This is a genomic window from Mycolicibacterium sp. MU0053 (genome assembly GCF_963378095.1).
Lineage (GTDB): Bacteria > Actinomycetota > Actinomycetes > Mycobacteriales > Mycobacteriaceae > Mycobacterium > Mycobacterium burgundiense.
The window spans coordinates 3553809-3570035 of the sequence record NZ_OY726397.1 but is presented as its reverse complement, the minus strand read 5'-3'; the positions used below and the strand labels follow the sequence as shown (position 1 = coordinate 3570035).

The 16227-nt window shown below is 67.6% G+C and carries 18 protein-coding genes; 7 read left to right on the top strand and 11 right to left on the bottom strand.

What is annotated here, in order from left to right; all coding sequences use genetic code 11:
* Positions 1-154 precede the first annotated feature (154 nt).
* The gene (locus tag RCP80_RS16795) at positions 155-991 is read left to right on the top strand and encodes a class I SAM-dependent methyltransferase (protein ID WP_308478749.1); all 837 of its coding nucleotides are present in this window, start codon (positions 155-157) and stop codon (positions 989-991) included.
* An 8-nt stretch (positions 992-999) separates the two neighbouring features.
* On the opposite strand, the gene RCP80_RS16790 is transcribed toward RCP80_RS16795, so the two are convergent.
* The 11 genes from RCP80_RS16790 to RCP80_RS16745 all read right to left on the bottom strand — a co-directional run bounded on the left by RCP80_RS16790 (position 1000) and on the right by RCP80_RS16745 (position 9614).
* Entirely contained in the window at positions 1000-1245 is a 246-nt protein-coding gene (locus tag RCP80_RS16790; protein WP_308478748.1) for a HypC/HybG/HupF family hydrogenase formation chaperone, read from the bottom strand.
* A complete protein-coding gene (locus RCP80_RS16785) occupies positions 1245-1736 on the bottom strand; it encodes a hydrogenase maturation protease (RefSeq protein WP_308478747.1) in 492 nt (163 codons plus the stop codon). The genes RCP80_RS16790 and RCP80_RS16785 overlap by 1 nt, the downstream gene beginning before the upstream one ends.
* Positions 1737-1739: 3 nt before the next feature.
* On the bottom strand, positions 1740-1859 hold the full coding sequence (locus RCP80_RS26005) for a DUF6893 family small protein (protein WP_373693367.1): 120 nt from the start codon (positions 1857-1859) through the stop codon (positions 1740-1742).
* Between the two features lie 20 nt (positions 1860-1879).
* A complete protein-coding gene (locus RCP80_RS16780; RefSeq protein WP_308482892.1) occupies positions 1880-3205 on the bottom strand; it encodes a hypothetical protein in 1326 nt (441 codons plus the stop codon).
* Positions 3206-3222: 17 nt separating this feature from the next.
* The gene (locus RCP80_RS16775; protein ID WP_308478746.1) at positions 3223-3885 is read right to left on the bottom strand and encodes a DUF6084 family protein; all 663 of its coding nucleotides are present in this window, start codon (positions 3883-3885) and stop codon (positions 3223-3225) included.
* Positions 3882-4502 (bottom strand): DUF5947 family protein, encoded by a 621-nt coding sequence (locus tag RCP80_RS16770; protein WP_308478745.1) that lies wholly within the window; start codon positions 4500-4502, stop codon positions 3882-3884. Before RCP80_RS16770 ends, RCP80_RS16775 begins: the two co-directional genes overlap by 4 nt.
* Positions 4499-5434, bottom strand: coding sequence for a NifU family protein (locus RCP80_RS16765; RefSeq protein WP_308478744.1), 936 nt, complete (start codon positions 5432-5434; stop codon positions 4499-4501). The genes RCP80_RS16770 and RCP80_RS16765 overlap by 4 nt, the downstream gene beginning before the upstream one ends.
* Before the next feature lie 3 nt (positions 5435-5437).
* Positions 5438-7234, bottom strand: coding sequence for a nickel-dependent hydrogenase large subunit (locus RCP80_RS16760; protein WP_308478743.1), 1797 nt, complete (start codon positions 7232-7234; stop codon positions 5438-5440).
* 36 nt (positions 7235-7270) lie between these two features.
* On the bottom strand, positions 7271-8326 hold the full coding sequence (locus tag RCP80_RS16755) for an NADH-quinone oxidoreductase subunit B family protein (protein ID WP_308478742.1): 1056 nt from the start codon (positions 8324-8326) through the stop codon (positions 7271-7273).
* Between the two features lie 166 nt (positions 8327-8492).
* Entirely contained in the window at positions 8493-9248 is a 756-nt protein-coding gene (gene hypB, locus RCP80_RS16750; RefSeq protein WP_308478741.1) for a hydrogenase nickel incorporation protein HypB, read from the bottom strand.
* Between the two features lie 30 nt (positions 9249-9278).
* Entirely contained in the window at positions 9279-9614 is a 336-nt protein-coding gene (locus RCP80_RS16745; protein WP_308478740.1) for a hydrogenase maturation nickel metallochaperone HypA, read from the bottom strand.
* Between the two features lie 263 nt (positions 9615-9877).
* Between RCP80_RS16745 and hypF the strand changes: the two genes are divergently transcribed.
* From hypF to hypD, 6 genes are read left to right on the top strand one after another with little or no spacing between them, the layout of a single operon-like run.
* Positions 9878-12232, top strand: a complete 2355-nt coding sequence (hypF, locus tag RCP80_RS16740) for a carbamoyltransferase HypF (protein WP_373693539.1) — start codon at positions 9878-9880, stop codon at positions 12230-12232.
* A gap of 4 nt (positions 12233-12236) precedes the next feature.
* A complete protein-coding gene (locus RCP80_RS16735) occupies positions 12237-12962 on the top strand; it encodes a HypC/HybG/HupF family hydrogenase formation chaperone (protein WP_308478739.1) in 726 nt (241 codons plus the stop codon).
* Positions 12959-13618, top strand: a complete 660-nt coding sequence (locus RCP80_RS16730) for a D-sedoheptulose-7-phosphate isomerase (protein WP_308478738.1) — start codon at positions 12959-12961, stop codon at positions 13616-13618. The genes RCP80_RS16735 and RCP80_RS16730 overlap by 4 nt, the downstream gene beginning before the upstream one ends.
* Positions 13615-14727: a hydrogenase expression/formation protein HypE gene (hypE, locus tag RCP80_RS16725; protein WP_308478737.1), complete on the top strand. Its 1113-nt coding sequence runs from the start codon at positions 13615-13617 to the stop codon at positions 14725-14727. The genes RCP80_RS16730 and hypE overlap by 4 nt, the downstream gene beginning before the upstream one ends.
* 50 nt (positions 14728-14777) lie before the next feature.
* A complete protein-coding gene (locus tag RCP80_RS16720; RefSeq protein ID WP_308478736.1) occupies positions 14778-15050 on the top strand; it encodes a HypC/HybG/HupF family hydrogenase formation chaperone in 273 nt (90 codons plus the stop codon).
* Between the two features lie 11 nt (positions 15051-15061).
* A complete protein-coding gene (gene hypD / locus RCP80_RS16715; RefSeq protein ID WP_308478735.1) occupies positions 15062-16207 on the top strand; it encodes a hydrogenase formation protein HypD in 1146 nt (381 codons plus the stop codon).
* Positions 16208-16227: the final 20 nt, after the last annotated feature.

The following is a 16227-nucleotide window of genomic DNA, read 5'->3' as shown; positions in this document are numbered from 1 at the left end:
TCGAGACCGCGATCGCGAAGGACCGAGGCCGTTCTCCAATGACGGCTGCCGATGCCGTTGCGACAAATGCAGATCTGAGTCGCATTGCGGCAATGTCGCGGCGGGCTGTGCAATCCGCAAGTAGCCGACACCGCGGTGCGGCGAGGGGGGCGATATGAACACACCGAGATCCGCGGTCTTCGACCGCGAACTGGAAGCCAAGCACCGCACCCTGTGGGGCCTGGGGGACTATCCGGCGATCGCGACCGAGGTGGTGGCGCCGTTGGGTCAGGAACTGGTCAATGCGGCCGGTATCGGTCCTGGTATGCGGGTGCTCGACGTGGCGGCCGGCACCGGCAACGCGGCGATCGCGGCCGCGGCCACCGGGGCCGACGTCACGGCCAGCGACCTGGTACCGCAGCTGTTGGAGTGCGGAAAGCAGCGGGCCGCCGCGCAGGGATTGGACCTGACCTGGCGGGCGGCCAACGCCGAAGCGTTGCCGTTCGCCGATGCTGAGTTCGACACCGTGATGTCCTGCATCGGCGTGATGTTCGCGCCTCATCACCAGCAGGCGGCCGCCGAGCTCACCCGGGTGTGCCGGCCCGGCGGTACCATCGCGCTGCTCAGCTGGACCCCGGAGGGATTCATCGGTCAGATGTTCGCGACCATGCGGCCCTTCGTGCCGGCGCCGCCGCCCGGCGTCTCGCCGCCGCCGCTGTGGGGCAGCGAGGGACACGTGGTGGCGTTGCTCGACGGCAACGTCGATGAGCTGACCGCGGAGCGACGGACCCTGGCGGTGGACCGGTTCGCCGACGGTGCGGCCTTCCGTGACTATTTCAAGGCCAACTACGGTCCGACGATCGTCGCCTACCGGGGGATCGCCGAGGATCCCGACCGCGTTGCCGCGTTGGATGCCGCACTGGCCGAACTCGGCGACGCCGCGCTGGCGGGGCCATCGGGGATGGAATGGGAGTATCTGACGGTCATTGCGCGCCGGACCGTCGCCGGTTGATGGGGTGTTCAGGGGCCGGCGTCGCCGCGTCCCATCAGCTCCAGTCCGGCCATCGCTGCGGCCGCACCGGCCTCGTCGGTCTTCTCCAGCGCGAAGCCCATGTGGATGATCACCCAGTCGTCCGGGGCCGGTGCTTCGTCGGCCAGCATGCCGATGTTGACCTTGCGCGGCTCACCGGCGACATCGACGAGTGCCAGCTGACCGGAGTAGCCGTCCAGCAACTGCAGCACCCGGCCGGGAATTCCCAGGCACATCAGTCCGCGCTCCCCGAGAGCGCACCGTGGTGCCCGCGCAGCATCGTCACGGTGTAGGCAACTGCCTGTGTCGCAGCGGGAACCGCACGCCGAACCGGATCGGAGAACCCGATGCCGTCGGCGACGGTCTCGACCTGACAGCCGATCACGACCGTGCGCGGGGGAGTCCCACCCAGGGCGTGCAGGCTCGCGAAGACCGCGGCCGGGTCCATGCCGTGCGCATCCAGAGCCGGTGTGGTCTCCGGTGCTTCGTGGTCGACCTCGAAAATCTGCACCTGTCCCGGGGCGCCGCGGTCCGGAAGCGCGTCGATGAGCACCAGGATGTCGCACCCGTCGAGCAGGTCGTAGGCCAGGTGCATACCGCGAACGCCATAGTCGACGACGCGCACGTCGGGGTCATCGATGCCGACGTGACGAATGACCTCGGGTCCGAAGCCGTCGTCGCCGAGGAAGATGTTGCCGATTCCGGCAACGAGGATTCGCGCCGCCACCGCTTACATCTGCCGCATCTTCAGGTAACGGCGGATGTCGGGAATCGATCCCACCCCGACCGCCAGACCGGCCACCAGCACCGCAACGACGACACCCGTTGCGATCCAGCCGACTACTTCCATGAGGGACTCCTTTCTGCGCGTTATGGACTGATTCCGGGCAAGGGTTCGATTTCATCGGGGGAGAAGTACAGGTAGCGGCCGTAGCTCTCGGGCAGCGCGGCGTCCGGATGGTCCTCGACGACCACGCCGACGTGCTTACCGCCCTCGACGTCTTCGTGCACCGAGGTGACCCGGGCCGCCTTGCCGGCGACGAACATGTCCTGGGCATCGGCGCGGCGCCGCGGCCGCAGCCTGACTCTGCTGCCGCGGGCCACCCGCACTCCGTTGATCAGCACGCCGTCCACGTCGGGCGCAACAGCGTTGTCAGCCAGCGGGTCCCACCAGTCGACACCCTCGGGTATCGCCGGGATCAGGCCGACGCGGCCGGCGTCGGGGTCGGCGTGTGGATCGCGCAACACCCCGTGCAGGTCCATCATCGCCTCGACAGACATGCCGTCGCACTGATCGATGATGCGGGCCGCCCGCGGATCGGTGGCTCGGGCCTGGGCCTTCTCGTCGTCGGTCATCGTCATCACCCGCAGCGTCAAGATCTCGTCGATCTCCGTCGCGTCGAAGAGGTCACCCCGACTGGCCTCGGCGATCTCGGGGTGGTCGTAGAGAATGATCGGCGAGATCAGCGCCAGCTCATCGCAACCCGCGGGCCCCGCCAGCACCGGAAAGCAGCGGTGGTGCTCGCACCCGCGCGCCGCCGAGAGTGCGTTGTCGGGGGGTTCGAGCAGCGACACGAAGCCACCCGAGACAGCCTCGACAAGCACGTGCGTGCCGATCATCGACCGGGCTATCGCGTCACGACGGTCGACCGCTGCGGCACCGGTGTTGCGAACGGTCACGGTCACCCGGTGCAGCGTTTCCTCGGCTGCCACGGTTTCCGGGGCGACCTCCAGCAGGCCGTGCACGCCGTGCCGCTCCCGCACCAACCGGCCGCCGGCCAACTCCTCGATATCGACGGTCGAGGGCGCCGACACCGGAAATGAGCATTGCTCATCGGTGAAATACCATGGCCCGTACGATAATTCGGTCGCGATCGCCTCGTCCCAGGTCAGCCAGGAACCGGTGGGTGTGGTGAGGGTGTCCACATGTTCGTATCCGCCGGTGTCCACGGTGCGTTCGGCGCGGCGGTGCTGCAGATGCAGGAACCGGACCACGAACCGCAATCCGGTGCCGTGGTGCACGAGCAACTGCGCCGAGATCGACGGGTCTTCGCCCAGTCCGGACGGTTCGGCACCGGGCGGGCCGAGCACCCCGAATTGCCAGCGCGCCTGATTCTTGCTCGACGTGGCGCGATAGGGATACAGCAGGTAGCCCTCGTACAACACCGCGTCGGCAACGGCGCGAGCCTGGTCCATCCCGGTGTGCTCGGCGGTCACGGGACCTGCTCCTCGACCGGTAGCAGGCTGGCCACGGCGGCGTCGAGATCCAGCAGACCGCGCCGCGCCTTGTAGGCAGCCAGGGCGGCGATCGTGTCATGGTCCAACCGGACCCAGCCCTTGCCGGGGTAATGCGCCTCGATCAGGTCTCGCCACTGCGATACCGGCAGATCGTGGCGGTCCTCGCAGTCCCAGGGCACCTGCTGCACCCAGAAGCCGTTGGCCCCCTTACGGAAAACGGTCCCGCTGAACAAGAACTGCAGCGGCACCGCCCCGTCGCGCAGCGCGTGCAGATACTTCGCCGCGGACACCTCGAAGTCATAGGTGCACGCCAGCGGCAGGTCCGCCGTTGTGGTCCCGACGAAGCCGGGCACCATCGCCACCGCGTGCTGCCACAGGAAAGTGTGCTGGGTGTGGGCCCAGCGCTCGCGGGGACCGAAGAGATCCAGCAGTCGGGCGGCCTCGTCGTCGGAGTAGCCGCGCCGCACCGGTTCGATGCGCACCTGGCACCGCAATGCGATCGCGTGCACGGGGTCTCCGGAGTTCTCGGCACCGGTTGACACGCCGATCTTCGCGGTGAGTACCGGGGTGACCGCGAACGGTTCGGGAGTCACCCCGAGCACCGAGAAGATGAGATCGTCCCGGGCCGGAAGGCTCATCGCTGCTCCTTGGCTCGGGCCCCGAGGGCGGTGAAGAATCCATCGATGAAAACGCGGACATCACCGCCGCCGTCAAAGCCACGCCACAACGATCGCAGTCCTCCGACAAACTCGTAGCAGGCGTCGATCGGGACCAGAAGGCACTGTGGCGCCCCGGTTTCGGGCATCCGGATCAGCAGTGCTTCGACGTCGTCGGCGAGCAGGGTGGTGCGGCTGTCCGCGGCGGTGACCGCATCCCATTGACCGAGGTCCAGTTCGGATTCGGTCGCCCCGGCCGGACCGGGATAGAACGCGACGATCCGTCCCAGAGCCGAGTTGCGGAAGAAGAAGGCAACTCCGACCGGGATCTGCAGGGCGTCCCATGCTCGGCGGTCCACCACGAAGTCCGGGAACGTCAAGTAGCGATCTGGCACCGCCCGGTAGCGCAAGTCGGCGGTGCTGTCGGTGAACAGTAGATAACACCCGCGGCACACGCACATCAGCTGGCGGCCGGCGACGTTGACGACATGCTGATGCTGCTCGACGATGGCTTCGCCGCACATTTCGCAGCGCTGGCCGGCCACCGGGTCCGGGCGTCGGGAAGTAATGCGCGAGAGCACGTCGTAAGGGCTGGTCATGCCGGGACCTCGGTGGGTTCGGTGTCGACGGCCAGCGCCAGCACGCCGTCCCGAACCAGCAGCGGCAGCGGTTCGAGCCGCAGCGCCTCGCCGTCGAGGCCGGCACCGGCATGCACGACGTCGTAGTGGCGGCGGCAGCGGGGACACCGCAGCGCCGGATCGGGCGACCCCAGAATGCGGTGCAAGACCGCCCCGGCCAACGAGTCGTCACACGACGGGCAGCGGTCGCGGTAGGCGTAGAGGTTGTCGCCGATCCGGCAGGCCAGGACGGCGGTCCCGTCGACGTCGAAGCCACCGACCTCGCCCGGAGCCAGCTCGGCGATGTCGGGAACGCGGTGCCAGGCGGTCCTCGACGGGTGCGCGCGGACCCGGTCGAGCAGGGAATCGGCGGGGATCACCGGGGCGGCGGGCGCGGCCGCAACTTCGGCCGCGGCAACCGCTTCGACCGCGGTGACCTCGGGCGCGGCGGCCCGGATCGCATCCTCGACGGCCAACTCCAGGGTGACCGCCGAGGACGGACAGGTCTTGCAGCTGCCCGCGAAGCGTAGTCGCACGGTCGCGCCTTCGGGCCCGCTGGTGACCTCAAGCAGGTGCACGTCCCCGCCGTGCGATCCGAGGTACGGGCGGACCCGGTCCAAGGCGTCGGACACCCGGCGGCGCAGCTCATGCGGGTGCAGCCCGTGCACCAATAGCAGGCTCGCGACCAGGTCGTCGCCGGCCAGCCTGTCCAGATCTGCCGCCGCGGTCAGCGCCGCGATCCGTTGCAGCGCTTCGCCGTAGAGATCGACCACCTCGCCGACCAGTTGCTCGGCACGTTCGCGCGCGCGGGGTCCGCCAGGGCCGGCGCCGGCGGCGTCGAGCAGGGCCTGGATGCGGTCGCCCGCCGCGCGCCACTGACTGTCATCTCCCGGGGAACTCGCGCGACCGGCCATGGGTCAGTCCCCGGTGGCCGTCTGCGTCGGCGAGTGCAACCGCTGCAGCGTCTTGCCCTCCCCGAGGTACATGTGCACGCCGCAGGGTAGGCACGGATCGAAGCTGCGCACCGTGCGCATGATGTCGATGCCCTTGAAATTCTCCCGGTCATTCTCCTCGAAGATGGGGGTGCCCTGGACTGCGTCCTCGTAGGGGCCGGCCGTGCCGTAGCTGTCCCGCGGGTTGGCGTTCCACGGTGTGGGCGGATAGGGGTGGTAGTTGGCGATCTTGCCGTCCCGGATCACCATGTGGTGGCTCAGCACGCCGCGCACCGCCTCGGTGAAGCCACAGCCGATGCCCTCGTCGGGAACTTCGAACTTCTCCCAGGTCTTGGTTCGGCCCGCGCGGATCTCCACCAGCGCCTTCTCGGCGAAATGCAGGGCAGCCGCCGCGGCGTAGGCCTGGAAGTAGGTGCGGGCCCGGTTGCGCTCGATGGTGTTGCTGCCGTGCTGGGGGATCTTCCACTCCAGCTCGACGGGCCCCTTCAGTGCGGTCTTGGGCAAATTGATCTTCACGCTGTGGCCGGTCGCCTGCACGTAGCCGATGTCGACCAGGCCGGCCAGCGCCGTCGCCCACAGCCGGGCCAATGGGCCACCGCCGGTGTCCAGCGCGAGATGGTCCGTGCCGTCGAACCAGCGCGGCGACATCACCCAGCTGTACTTGTCTTCCATGTCCCGCTTCTGCGGCCGCGGGTTGGTGTGCTGGTTCCACGGATGCCGACGGTCCACCGGGTTGCCCAGCGGATCGGTCTTGACGAACATCTCCTGGTCGGTCCAGTCGTCGTAATACGAACTGCCCAAAAGGATCCGGATGCCCAGATTGATGTCGACCAACGAATGGGTGAGCAGTTTTCCGTCGATGACCACCCCCGGGGTGACGAACATCGCGTTGCCCCACTTCTCCATGTCCTTGTAGGCGAAGTTGCACACCTCCGGATCCTGGAAGCTGCCCCAACAGCCGAGCAGGGTGCGACGCAGGCCGACCTGGTCGTAGCCGGGGATCGCCTCGTAGAAGAAGTCGAAGAGGTCGTCGTGCATCGGCACCACGCGCTTCATGAACTCGACGTAGCGCATCAGCCGAGTCATGTAATCGGTCATCAACTGGATGGTGGCCGTGGTTCCGATGCCGCCCGGATACAGCGTCGATGGATGGACGTGGCGGCCCTCCATCAGGCAGAACATCTCCCGGGTGTAGCGGCTGACGTGCAGCGCCTCGCGGTAGAACTCGCCGGAGAACGGGTTGAGCGCCCGCATGATGTCGGCGATGGTCCGGTACCCGTGCGCATCGGCGTGCGGTGCCGCGGTGTTCTCGGCCTTCGCCAGCACACTCGGGTTGGTCTCGGAGACCATCTTCTCGCAGTAGTCGACCCCGACCAGGTTCTCCTGAAAGATGTTGTGGTCGAACATGTACTCGGCGGCCTCGCCCAGGTTGATCAGCCACTCGCCCAGATGCGGCGGCTGGACGCCGTAGGCCATGTTCTGCGTGTAGCACGAGCACGTGGCATGGTTGTCGCCGCAGATGCCGCAGATGCGGCTGGTGATGAAGTGCGCGTCGCGGGGGTCCTTGCCCTTCATGAAGATCGAGTAGCCCCGGAAGATCGACGAGGTGCTGTGGCACTCGACGACCTCGCGGTTCTCGAAGTCGATCTTGGTGTAGATGCCGAGGCTGCCGACGATCCTGGTGATCGGGTCCCACGCCATCTCGACGAGTTGGCCCGGCTCCTTCTTCACCTGCGACGGCTCGGGGATGATCGTTGTCATCGGAGTACCTTCTGGGTCGGTGGAAAGTCTTGGCTGTTACCAGGTGCGGCGGGCGCCCGTGGTCAGTTCGGCACCACGGTGGCGCCACTTGGGCTCCTTGTCCACGCTGCGCTCGGTGAGCTGACGCAGGCCGCGCACCACCGACCCGTAGACCCCGGAGGCGGCGGTGGACAGCTTGCCGCCGGGGGGTTCGTCCATGAACGGCATGAACTTGTCCGGGAAACCCGGCATGGTGCAGCCGATGCAGATGCCGCCCACGTTCGGACAACCGCCGACACCGTTGATCCAACCACGTTTGGGCACATTGCATTTCACGACCGGACCCCAGCAGCCCAGCTTGACGATGCACTTGGGCGAGCCGTATTCGGTGGCGAAGTTTCCTTGTTCGTAATACCCCGCCCGATCGCAGCCCTCGTGCACGGTGAAGCCGAACAGCCACTGTGGTCGAAGGGCGTCGTCGAGCGGGATCATGGGCGCCTGACCGGTGGCCATGTACAGCAGGTAGGTCAGTGTCTCCGAGAGATTGTCCGGGTGGGTGGGGCAGCCGGGTACGCACACGATCGGGATGCCGGCCTTGCTCTTCCAGTCCCAACCGAGGTAGTCGGGGACGCCCATGGCTCCGGTCGGGTTGCCGGCCATCGCGTGGATGCCGCCGTAGGTGGCACAGGTGCCCGCCGCGACGATTGCGGTGGCCTTGGGCGCCAACCTGTCCAGCCATTCGCTGGTGGTTATCGGCTGACCGGTGGCGGGGTCGTTGCCGAACCCGCACCAGTAGCCTTCCTGGTGGAGTTGTTCATTGGGAATCGAGCCCTCGACGACGAGGACAAACGGTTCGAGTTCGCCGCGATCGGCTTTGAAGAACCATTCGAGGAAGTCATCGGCACCGCCGGCGGGCCCGCACTCGAAATCGATCAGGGGCCAGTGCACGGCCACCTGGGGGAGACCGGGCAGCGCTCCGAGTGCGATCTCCTCGATGGTCGGCTGGGTGGCGGCAGTCAACGCCACCGAATCGCCGTCACAACTCAGACCTGCGTTGATCCACAGCACATGGATCAGCGTTTGTTCCGCTTTGACTGCTGCTTCCGTTGGCATGGTGCAGCTTTCCGGGGCGGGTTCGGCACCAACCCGAACCCCTGCGCCGCCGGAGTCGACGTCGGCCCACTTGCGCGGCGTTATCTCGGGTTTACTCCGCGCAGTCGGCGATGTCAACGGGCAGGTCAGTACCGTAAGCAAGGCCTCCCGACCGCCGGGAACTGTCCTAGGCTGGGTCGCGCTCGACGAAGCGTCGCAGCCAGTCGAACCACGCAGCCATGCCTGCGCCCGTCCGTGCACTCACCGGGAAGATCGTGACGTCGGGATTGACCGTGCGCACATGGGCGATATAGCGGTCGACATCGGCATCCAGATGGGGCACCAGGTCGATCTTGTTCAGGAGGACGACATCCACCGACCGGAACATCACCGGATACTTCAGTGGTTTGTCTTCACCCTCGGTGACGGAATAGACCATGGCCTTGGCGTGCTCGCCGACATCGAACTCCGCCGGGCAGACCAGGTTGCCGACGTTCTCGACGACGACCAGGTCCAGCCCGGGTAGGTCCAGACCCTGCAGCGCCCGGTTGACCATCGGGGCGTCCAGGTGGCATTCGCCGCCAAAACCGTTGTCGGTGTTGAGCAATGAGATCTGTGCGCCGCGACCGCCGAGCTTGGCGGCGTCCAGATCGGTGGCGATGTCACCCTCGATGATCCCGACGGCGATCTGGTCGGCCAACGCGTCGAGAGTGGCGGCGAGCACCGTCGTCTTGCCCGAACCCGGGGAGCTCATCAGGTTCAGCACCCGGATCCCGTTGCTCTCGAAGATGGCCCGGTTGATGTCGGCGCGACTGTCGTTCTCGGCGAAGATCGACTCCAGCACGTCGATGCGCTGTGCGCCGGTCGCGTAGCCGCTGTGATCGCCGTGGTCGTGGTCGTGGCTGTGCACGGTGCCATCCGCATGGCGGTGGAAACGGCCCATGTGACGACCTCCTTGTTGTCCGGTCTGCTGTCAGGTCACGTCCAGTGACGTCACCATGAATTCGTTGCCGCGGACGACCTCGACGTCGGCACTGTCACACCGTGGGCACAGCACCGACCATCGCGAGGAGATCCGCGAGCGCGCTTGGCATGACCGGCACACCACTTCGGCGGGGACGAACTCGAGTTCGAGTTCGGCATCAGGCATCCGTTCGTGGTCGCGGATCAGCGACCAGCAGAACTCCAGCGATTCCGGGACCACCTGGCGCAGTGCACCGATTCGGACGCGCACCACATCGACGTGCCTGCCCTCGGCGTGTGGCCGCACAACGCCGGCGATGGCCTCGCACAGTGAGAGCTCGTGCACCACTCCATGCTGCCCCGATTGTGGACGCGATAACAATGAAAATCGAAGGAGATTGTGTCGATTGGGATTGTCGGCACTGGATGCCGGGTCTAGCCTGAGCTTACGGCCCCGCGTCGACAGCCCATCTGACGCGGGACGTTATTCCTGCTCAGGAGGTCATCACGAGCAGTCGGAAGGCGCCTTCGGCGGCGGTGCGGGAGCGACCCGATACCATCGGCGCACTCCAGCGCGTTCCGCGCAGCGGCGAGATCCGACGGAATCCCCTGTGGGACAAGCTGCCTGACACCCCTCGGCTGCGGTGCCGGTTCACTGTCACCGGGGTGGTGCAGGGTGTTGGTTTCCGCCCGTTCGTGCACCGGGTGGCCACCGAACTCGAGCTGACCGGATTCGTCGGCAACGACTCCGCCGCGGTGTTCATCGAGGTGCAGGGGGTCGCCCGGAACATCGAGCGGTTTGCGCACCGGCTCGTCTCGGAGGCGCCGCCGCTGGCGGCGATCAGCGCGTTGGCGCCGGCCGAGCCTACGCCGGTCGTCGACGGTGAATCGGCATTCCGCATCGTGGAGAGCCGCCAGGTCGACGGAGCCACGACGGCCATCCCGCCCGACATCGCGGTCTGTGACAACTGCGTGGCCGAGCTCTTCGATCCGGCCGACCGCCGATACCGGCACGCGTTCGTCACCTGTACGGATTGCGGACCGCGCTTCACGATCATCGTCTCGCTGCCCTACGACCGCCCGGCCACCACGATGGCCGACTTCGCGATGTGTGAGCGTTGCGCCGCTGAGTACCACGACGTCGCCGACCGTCGGTTCCACGCTCAGCCGGTCGCGTGCCCCGACTGCGGACCGACGCTGTGGTTCCGGGCCGGGGACCAGCGGATCGACGGAACCGACGCCGCCCTCGCTGCGACCCAACGCGCCCTTGCCGCGGGCAAGGTCGTTGCCATCAAGGGCATTGGCGGCTACCACCTCGGCTGCGCCGCCGACCACGAGCACGCCGTGGCGCTGCTGCGACAGCGGAAGGCCCGGGCCGCCAAACCCTTCGCGGTGCTGGTGCGCGATCTCGAAATCGCGCGGCGGTTCGCCGAGATCGATGATTACGAGGCCGCGGTGCTGACCAGCCGGCGTCGGCCGATCGTGTTGCTGCGGCGCCGGCCCGATGCGCCGGTGGTGCCCGGAGTCGCACCCGGCAGCCCCTGGATCGGACTGCTGATGCCGTACTCGCCGATTCACCACCTGCTGCTGGCCGCGGTGCCCGATACGGCCACACCGGTACCCGACGCGATCGTACTGACCAGCGCAAATCGCTCCGATGAACCGATCTGTTACACCGATGATGATGCGGCACAACGGCTTCCACGGCTCAGCGACGCCGTGCTCGACCACGATCGTGCGATCTACGTGCCCTGCGACGATTCGGTGGTGCGCGTCGTAGACGGCCGGGAACTGCCGATCCGACGTTCCCGCGGATACGCACCGCTGCCCGTCGATCTCGGGCGTGAGGGTCCGGCGGTGCTCGCCGTCGGCGGCGAACTGAAGAACACCTTCTGCCTCACCGAGGGCACCCGCGCGTACTGCTCGGCGCACATCGGCGACATGGGCAGCTGGGAAACGCTGCAAGCCTTCGAACGCTCCGTGCGTCAGCTCAGCGGGATTCGCCGGCCACCGATCCGGCTGGCCGCCGACCTGCACCCGGGGTACCTGACCCGGAGTTGGGCCGAGCGCAACCTCGGGGGCCGGCCGTTGGATCTGGTCCAACATCACCACGCGCACGTGGTCTCGTTGCTGGCCGAACACGGCCGGCTCGGCGAGCCGATAATCGGGGTTGCCTTCGACGGCACCGGGTTTGGCTGTGACGGCACGGTCTGGGGCGGCGAGATCCTGGCCCTGGGAACTGCAAGCCAACGCTTCACCCGGGTGGCTCATCTGCGGTCGGTGCTGCTGCCGGGCGGTGATCTCGCCGTGCGCAATCCATGGCGGATGGCGCTGTCGCACCTGTCGGCGGCCGGTATCGAATGGAATGCCGACCTGGCCCCGGTGGCCGCGGCCGCCCCCGAGGAGCTGCGGTTGTTGCGCTCGCAGCTCGCCGGCGGGCTGGGCTGTGTCCCGTGCACCAGTATGGGCCGGTTGTTCGACGCGGTTGCCTCGCTGTTGGGGCTGCGGCACCGCATCGAGTATGAGGGGCAGGCGGCCATCGAGCTCGAGGTGCTGGCCGCGGCGGCCGCGCCGGCGGTCGGGACCGTGCCGATGCTGCGGCTGGCGGTCGACGCGGACGGGGTGATCGACGCGGCGCCGCTGATCCGCGCGCTGGTGGCCGCGTTGCGGGGCGGAATCGATCGCGGCGTGCTGGCCGCGGAGTTCCATCGCGCCGTGGCCACCGCGGTCGCCGAGGTGGTCGGGCTGGTCAGCGGTCCCTGCCGGCTGGTGGGTCTCACCGGCGGGGTTTTCCAGAATGTGCTGCTGTTGCGGGCCTGCCGCCGCAGGCTCGAACAGGCCGGGTTCACCGTCCTGATCCATCGGACGGTCCCGCCCAATGACGGCGGGCTGGCACTGGGTCAGGCGGCCGTGTCGGTGTTGACGGCGTTGGAGCACGCCGCGGGTTCGACGGAGGAGGGCTGAGGAAATGGCAAGCACGGTGATCGACCGGGGGATCGGCGCGGACCTGGCGGCCGACCTCGCCGCCACCGCACTTATGTTGGCGAGACGCTTCGCCAAGGGCGCCACCATGTGGTGCCTGGCCCCCGCCTGGCAGCCGCACGCGCAGCACGTCGCGGTCGAATTCGTGCACCCCGTGATCGTCGGGAAGCGGGCGTTGCCCGCGGTGGCCCTGACCGGCCCGGACCTGGTGGATGTGGTCCGCGTGTCGGCGCGGCCGGGCGACATCGTGATTGCCGTGGCCGGTGCCGCCGAACCCGATGTGCGGTCGGTCATGCGCCGGGCACCGGCCTGGGGTGTCAGCACGGTCTGGATCGGCAATGGCACCCGTCCGTCGGCCGGCGCGGCCGACCACGTGCTGTGGCTCGACGACCCCGACCCGTGGGTACCCGCGACCGGCGGCTTCGTCCTGCTCTATCACCTGCTCTGGGAGCTGACCCACGTCTGTTTCGAACATCCCGGCCTGCTGACCGTCGAAGACGGTACCGACGACGTATGTGTGGTCTGCAGCGACGAGGGTCGCATCGCCGAGGTGCTCGCTTCGTCACCGCCCACCGGGGCGCTGGTGCGTACCGCCGACGGTGACGAAACCGTCGAGACCTCGCTGATCGGCCCGGTGGCCGCCGGCGACCTGCTGCTGGTGCACGCGGGGCTGGCGATCAGCCGCGTCGATGCGGAGGAGGCCGGCCAATGAGCACCGAACGATCAGGGGAGGCCACCGATTTCCTCTATCCGTTCATCGATTCGCAGGAAGCGGATCCCGAACCGTTGCTTGCCGACCTGGCGGCCTCGGCGCAGGCGAAAGCGGCCGAAAGCGCCGCCCTGCGACGGTCCACCCTGGAGTCGAACAAGGATCTCATCGATGCCGCAGCCACCGAGATGGCCCGCCGGTTCGCCGCCGGGGGACGGCTTTTCACCTTCGGCAACGGGGGCAGCTCGACCGATTCGGCGACGCTGGCCGCGCTGTTCGCGCGTCCTCCCGGGGGACGGCCGTTGCCGGCGTGGTGCCTGACCGCCGATCAGGCGATCCTGACGGCGCTGGGCAACGACGTCGGGTTCGAACTCGTCTTCGCTCGGCAGTTGATCGCCCGCGCCGGCGCCGGTGATATCGCGATTGCGCTGTCCACCAGTGGAAATTCAGCGGATCTGACGGTCGCCCTGCGGGAGGCGCGCCAGCGTGGCATGTACACGATCGGGTTCGCCGGGTACGACGGCGGCGCATTCGCCACCAGCGCCGACGTGGATGCCTGTTTCATCGTCAGGTCACAGAGCATCCACCGCATCCAGGAGGCCCAGGCGTTGCTCGGCTATCAGCTGTGGTCCGCGGTGCACGAAAAGGAACCCTCATGACCAAGCCGGTGGGTGACTACCTGTCGTCGGGCCCCGGATTCGCCGAGGGGGAGGTGATCGAGCGCATCGAGACATTCCGGCGTCGTCGTCCCCGGCTTCGCGACGAGATCGTCACGCTGGCGCACGGTGCCGGCGGCAAGTCGTCGGCCGCCCTCGTCGATGCGGTGTTCCTCGAGGCGTTCCGCAACCCGGCGCTGGAATCCCTCGGCGACGCGGCAATCGTCACGCTGCCGAGCGGCGAGCGGCTGGCCTTCTCCACCGACTCGTTCGTGGTGCAGCCGTTGCGGTTTCCCGGCGGTTCGATCGGACACCTGGCGGTGCACGGGACCGCGAACGACCTGGCGATGGCCGGCGCGGTCCCGGCGTGGATCAGCGCGGCATTCGTACTCGAAGAGGGTTTCGGCATTCCCGAATTGAAGGAGATCGTCGCCGACATGGCGGTTGCCGCGGCGGCGGCGGGGGTGCAGATCGTCACCGGTGACACCAAGGTGGTTCCCAGGGGCGCGGCCGACGGGCTGTTCATAACCACCGCGGGGGTGGGCGTGATTCCCGCGGATCGGACGCTGTCGCCGGCCTCGGTCCGTCCCGGCGATCGGGTACTGCTGTCCGGATCGATGGGCGATCACGGCATGGCGGTGATGATGGCGAGGGGGGACCTGGACATCGAGGCCGACATCCACTCCGACACCGCCGCGGTGAGCGATCTGGTGGAGCGACTGCTGGCCGCCGCGCCCGCCACCCGCTGGCTGCGCGACCCGACGCGCGGGGGGGTGGGCACCGTGTGCAACGAGTTGGCCCAGACCGCCGGTGTCGCGGTGATCCTCGACGAGGAGCGACTGGTGGTGCAGCCGATGGTGGCCGGTGCCTGCGAGATGCTGGGAATCGACCCGCTTTACGTCGCCAACGAGGGAAAGCTGATCGCGGTGGTCGCCCCGGACGAGGTCGACGCCGGCCTCGCGGCATTGCGCTCGCACCCGCTGGGCGTCCAGGCGGCCGAAATCGGGGAGATTGCCGCTGAACCGGCGGCCACGGTCGTGTTGCGCACCGGCTTCGGCGGCACCCGGATCGTGGACATGTTGGTGGGAGATCCGTTACCGCGAATCTGTTGATGACAGGTGCGCGATCGCGCGGCGCACAACGAGGAAAGGGAAGTGGTGTCATGTGCCTGGGAATCCCGGCGCGGATCGTCGAGATCACCGATGCCGCGAACTTCATGGCGAAGGTCGACGTGAACGGCGTGCAGCGGAACATCAGTGTGCGTCTGCTGGAAAAGGAGATGCCCGAGCCGGACGATTGGGTGCTGGTTCATGTCGGTTTCGCGATGGCCAAGATCGACGAAACCGAGGCGCTGCTGACGCTGGCCGCGGTCCAGAAGCTCGGTGACGCCTACGACACCGAGATCGAAGCCTTCGACTCATCCTCGATCGTCTGAAGGGAAGCAATATGCGATACATCGATGAGTTCCGAGATCCGGCGGCCGCCCGAAAGTTGTTGGGTGCCATCGATGTGCTGTCCACGGGTGGCGATAACGGCGAACCGTTCAAGTTCATGGAGGTGTGCGGCGGACACACCCACACCATCTACCGGCACGGCATCGAGCACCTGCTGCCGCCGCAGGTCGAACTCGTGCACGGTCCCGGATGTCCGGTGTGTGTGATTCCGATGGGTCGGATCGATGACGCGATGTGGCTGGCCGAGCGGCCGGGCGTGATCTTCACCTGTTTCGGCGACATGATGCGGGTACCCGGTTCCAACGGCAGCCTGCTCGATGCCAAGGCTCGCGGGGCAGACGTGCGTTTCGTCTACTCACCGCTGGACGCCCTCAAGATCGCCGTTGACAATCCCGACCACCAAGTCGTCTTCTTCGCAATCGGTTTCGAGACCACCGCGCCGTCGACCGCGGTAACCCTGGTGCGGGCAAGCGATCTCGAGGTCACCAACTTCAGCGTGTTCTGCAACCATGTCACGATCGTGCCGCCGATCAAGGCGATCCTGGAATCACCCGATCTGCGGCTGTCGGGCTTCCTGGGGCCCGGACACGTATCGACGGTGGTGGGAAACCGGCCGTACCGCTTTGTTCCGGAGGTATACGGCAAGCCGCTGGTGGTCGCCGGTTTCGAGCCGTTGGACATCATGGCCTCGGTCGCGATGCTGCTACGCCAGATTCGGGAGGGGCGTTGCGAGGTGGAAAACCAGTATTCGCGCATCGTGCATCCCGAGGGGAACCCCGCCGCGCTCGCGCTGCTGGGCAGGGTGTTCGCCCTGCGACCGCATTTCGAGTGGCGCGGGCTCGGCTTCATCTCGCAGAGCGCTCTGAAGCTGCGCGACGAGTTCGCCGACTTCGACGCCGAGCTGCGGTTCGCCATGCCGGGTTTGCGGGTTGCCGATCCGAAGGCGTGTCAGTGCGGAGAGGTGCTCAAAGGGGTGCTCAAGCCCTGGGAATGCAAGGTCTTCGGCACGGCGTGCACTCCGGAGACGCCGATCGGGACGTGCATGGTGTCCCCGGAGGGCGCCTGTGCGGCGTACTACAACTTCGGTCGGCTGCATCGGGACGCCGCGCAGCTCGTCGGGCGGGCCGGGCGCGGGTGATCCCGGTGGCCGAGGCGGAC

Excerpts from the sequence above, each read along its gene's own strand:
- RCP80_RS16790 (WP_308478748.1), bottom strand. The coding sequence starts at position 1,245 with ATGTGCCTGGGAATTCCCGGCCGGGTGCTGCAGTTGCTGGACGGCTAC.
- RCP80_RS16780 (WP_308482892.1), bottom strand. The coding sequence starts at position 3,205 with ATGGACCAGGCTCGCGCCGTTGCCGACGCGGTGTTGTACGAGGGCTAC.
- hypB (WP_308478741.1), bottom strand. The coding sequence starts at position 9,248 with ATGGGCCGTTTCCACCGCCATGCGGATGGCACCGTGCACAGCCACGAC.
- RCP80_RS16760 (WP_308478743.1), bottom strand. The coding sequence starts at position 7,234 with ATGACAACGATCATCCCCGAGCCGTCGCAGGTGAAGAAGGAGCCGGGC.
- RCP80_RS16770 (WP_308478745.1), bottom strand. The coding sequence starts at position 4,502 with ATGACCAGCCCTTACGACGTGCTCTCGCGCATTACTTCCCGACGCCCG.
- RCP80_RS26005 (WP_373693367.1), bottom strand. The coding sequence starts at position 1,859 with ATGGAAGTAGTCGGCTGGATCGCAACGGGTGTCGTCGTTGCGGTGCTG.
- RCP80_RS16775 (WP_308478746.1), bottom strand. The coding sequence starts at position 3,885 with ATGAGCCTTCCGGCCCGGGACGATCTCATCTTCTCGGTGCTCGGGGTG.
- hypD (WP_308478735.1), top strand. The coding sequence starts at position 15,062 with ATGCGATACATCGATGAGTTCCGAGATCCGGCGGCCGCCCGAAAGTTG.
- hypE (WP_308478737.1), top strand. The coding sequence starts at position 13,615 with ATGACCAAGCCGGTGGGTGACTACCTGTCGTCGGGCCCCGGATTCGCC.
- RCP80_RS16795 (WP_308478749.1), top strand. The coding sequence starts at position 155 with ATGAACACACCGAGATCCGCGGTCTTCGACCGCGAACTGGAAGCCAAG.
- RCP80_RS16735 (WP_308478739.1), top strand. The coding sequence starts at position 12,237 with ATGGCAAGCACGGTGATCGACCGGGGGATCGGCGCGGACCTGGCGGCC.
- RCP80_RS16720 (WP_308478736.1), top strand. The coding sequence starts at position 14,778 with ATGTGCCTGGGAATCCCGGCGCGGATCGTCGAGATCACCGATGCCGCG.
- RCP80_RS16765 (WP_308478744.1), bottom strand. The coding sequence starts at position 5,434 with ATGGCCGGTCGCGCGAGTTCCCCGGGAGATGACAGTCAGTGGCGCGCG.
- RCP80_RS16730 (WP_308478738.1), top strand. The coding sequence starts at position 12,959 with ATGAGCACCGAACGATCAGGGGAGGCCACCGATTTCCTCTATCCGTTC.
- RCP80_RS16755 (WP_308478742.1), bottom strand. The coding sequence starts at position 8,326 with ATGCCAACGGAAGCAGCAGTCAAAGCGGAACAAACGCTGATCCATGTG.